Source organism: Collinsella aerofaciens (assembly GCF_901212495.1).
Taxonomy (GTDB): Bacteria; Actinomycetota; Coriobacteriia; order Coriobacteriales; family Coriobacteriaceae; genus Collinsella; species Collinsella aerofaciens_H.
Map to the genome: position 1 here is coordinate 4,561 of NZ_CAAKNY010000044.1, position 2,913 is coordinate 7,473.

Here is a 2,913-nt window from a genome sequence, read left to right on the forward strand (position 1 = left end):
TAGGCCGAGGGGAAGGCTTTGGTGGCAGCGCCCATCCTCGGCTTTTGCAAGATCTCAATCTGTAACACCAGGCGGGGAATTTGGCCTCTAGCTGTTACAGATTGAGATGAAACGGAGACAGCCGGCGCAATGTCTTGATCTGTAACAACTACGGGGCTCAACGGGACCTAACTGTTACAGATCGAGACAAACCGACCAGCCAGGCCCCCAACCACCACAAAGGTGCCTGTCCCCATCGTGGTGGTCGGGCGGCCGGCATAGAAAAAGTCCCCGCCGGGCGTGTGCTCGACGGGGACTTTGCCGTTTGATGGCTAGTGCTGCAGGTGATTACTCGCCCAGCAGACTCTTGGTGATGGATGCGGCGGCCTTTTTGCCGGCGCCCATCGCCAGAATGACCGTAGCGGCACCGGTGACGATGTCGCCGCCGGCCCAGATGCGGGGATCGGTGGTCTGGCCGGTCTCCTCGTCAGCGACGATGTAGCCCCACTTGTTGAGCTCCATCTTGCCGCCGATCTTGGCAGCGAAGGGGTTGGCGTTGGTGCCGATAGCCGAGATCGCGACGTCGCAGGGGATCTCCTCGATGGCGCCCTCGATGGGCATCGGGCGACGGCGGCCGGACTCGTCGGGCTCGCCGAGCTCCATCTTCTGGACCTTGACGGCGCACACGGAGCCATCCTCGCCAGCGACAAACTCGAGCGGGGAGACGAGCGGCAGAACCTCGACGCCCTCGGCCTTGGCATGGTGCAGCTCGGCACGACGGCAGGGCATCTCGTCCTCGGTACGACGGTAGGCGATGATGGCGTGCTCGGCGCCCAGACGCTTGGCGGTACGGACGGCGTCCATAGCTACGTTGCCGCCACCAAAGACGACGACGTTCTTGCCGTGCTTGGTGGGGGTGTCGTACTCGGGGAACTTGTTGGCCTTCATCAGGTTCACGCGGGTGAGGTACTCGTTGGCGAAGAAGACGTTGGGCAGGTTCTCGCCGGGGACGTTGAGGAACTTGGGCAGGCCAGCGCCGGTCGCCACGTAGATGGCGTCGAAGCCCTGCTCGAACAGCTCCTCGGCCGTGGCCATGTTGCCCACGACGGAGTTGTACTCAAACTTGACACCCATGTCCTCCAGGCCGTCGATCTCGCGCTTGACGACCGCCTTGGGCAGACGGAACTCGGGGATGCCGTAGACCAGCACACCACCGCCGGTGAAGAATGCCTCGAAGACGGTGACGTCAAAGCCGTTGCGGGCGAGCTCGCCGGCGCAGGTGATGCCGGACGGGCCGGAGCCGACGACGGCGACCTTCTTGCCGTTCTTGGGGGCCATCTTGGGCGTGGAGGCGAGTTCGGGGCGGTCACCCAGGAAGCGCTCGAGCTGGCCGATGGCCACGGGCTCGGACTTCTTGCCACGGATGCACCTGCCCTCGCACTGGTTCTCCTGCGGGCAGACGCGGCCGCAGATGGCGGGAAGCATGGAGTCCTCGCGGATGGTATCGAGAGCGCCGCCGAAGTCCTTCGCGCGGATCTGCTCGATAAAGCGGGGGATGTTGATGTTGACGGGGCAGCCCTCAACACAGAACGGCTTCTTGCAGTTGAGGCAGCGCTCGGCCTCGGCCAGCGCCATCTCCTCGGTGAAGCCCTTGTCGACGGGGCGGAAGTCGCAGGCGCGCTCGGCAGCCGGCTCCTCGTTATCGGGGGTGCGGGGCGACTTCATATCGGCAACGAAACGACCGTTAACTAGTGGCATGCGCAGCTCTTTTCCTCATAGGCCTTGAGGGACTCGCCCTCTTCGGAACGGTAAGCGGCCTGGCGGGCACGAAGGTCATCCCAGTCGACCAGGGTGGCATCGAAGTCGGGGCCGTCGACGCAAGCGAACTTGGTCACGCCGCCCACCTCGACGCGGCAGCAGCCGCACATGCCAGTGCCGTCAACCATGATGGGATTGAGCGACGCGGTGATGGGCGTGTCGTACTTCTGGGCGGTGAGGGTCGAGAACTTCATCATCGGAACGGGGCCGACGCAGAAGACCTGGCTCACGGCCTTGTCCTGCAGCAGGCGCTCCAGCGGAGCGGTGACAACGCCCTGCTCGCCGTAGGAGCCGTCGTCGGTGGTGATATGGATGTGGTCCTCGTCGAGGAGCTCGCGGAACTGGTCCTCCATGAGCAGGAGGTCCTTGGTGCGGGCGCCCATGATGGCGTGGACCTCATGACCGGTCTCGACCAGGTGCTTGGCGACCGGGAAGGCAATCGCCAGGCCGACGCCGCCGCCAATGACGGCGCAGGGGCCCTTGGCCATCTCGGTGGGAACGCCCAGCGGACCCACGACGTCGCGCAGCGACTCTCCGGCCTCGTAGGTGGAAAGCATCTCGGTGGTCTTGCCGATTACCATGAAGATGAACTCGACCCAGCCCTCGTCACCGTTCCAGCCGGCCAGGGTAAACGGGACGCGCTCGCCTGTCTCGTTGGCGCGAACCATGAGGAACTGTCCAGCGTGCGCATGTTTGGCGATAGCGGGCGCCTCGATGCGGAACTTGAACACCTTCTCCGAGAACTGCGTCTTCTCCAGGATCTTATACATAGAACCCCTCTCTTGTTAGGGCCGCCGAACCGTGCCTCCACGGAAATGGACGGTAGCCCGAATAAAACCGTACGCGCACAGGCGTTGTGCAGACATACGTTGCAAATTATACCCTCATGGACATGCTGTTTACGTGTATCTTCGGCCGTTGGGAAAAGCGACCTACCAAAAAGGGACAGGTTTATTTTGGTAGGTTTTATCAGGCAAAACGGCAAAGGGGGCCGGCCTCGGGTTTTGATGAGGCCGGCCCCCTTTGGGGCGCTATGTGTGGTGGCACAGGGTTAATTGCGATGCGGCCGCTGCGGCGTTTCCGCACATAAAACCTGCCAAAATAAACCTGTCCCTA

General features: G+C 63.0%; 2 protein-coding genes. Both read right to left on the reverse strand.

What is annotated here, in order from left to right; genetic code table 11:
• Positions 1-327: 327 nt before the first annotated feature.
• Complete coding sequence (gene gltA / locus SFLMC1_RS05275; RefSeq protein ID WP_152074454.1) at positions 328-1,737, reverse strand: NADPH-dependent glutamate synthase; 1,410 nt, start codon at positions 1,735-1,737, stop codon at positions 328-330.
• Entirely contained in the window at positions 1,728-2,567 is an 840-nt protein-coding gene (locus SFLMC1_RS05280; protein WP_152074455.1) for a sulfide/dihydroorotate dehydrogenase-like FAD/NAD-binding protein, read from the reverse strand. Before SFLMC1_RS05280 ends, gltA begins: the two co-directional genes overlap by 10 nt.
• Positions 2,568-2,913: the final 346 nt, after the last annotated feature.

What these genes read in the sequence shown, in the direction of transcription:
- gltA (WP_152074454.1), bottom strand. Translation starts at nt 1,737, where the DNA reads ATGCCACTAGTTAACGGTCGTTTCGTTGCCGATATGAAGTCGCCCCGC.
- SFLMC1_RS05280 (WP_152074455.1), bottom strand. Translation starts at nt 2,567, where the DNA reads ATGTATAAGATCCTGGAGAAGACGCAGTTCTCGGAGAAGGTGTTCAAG.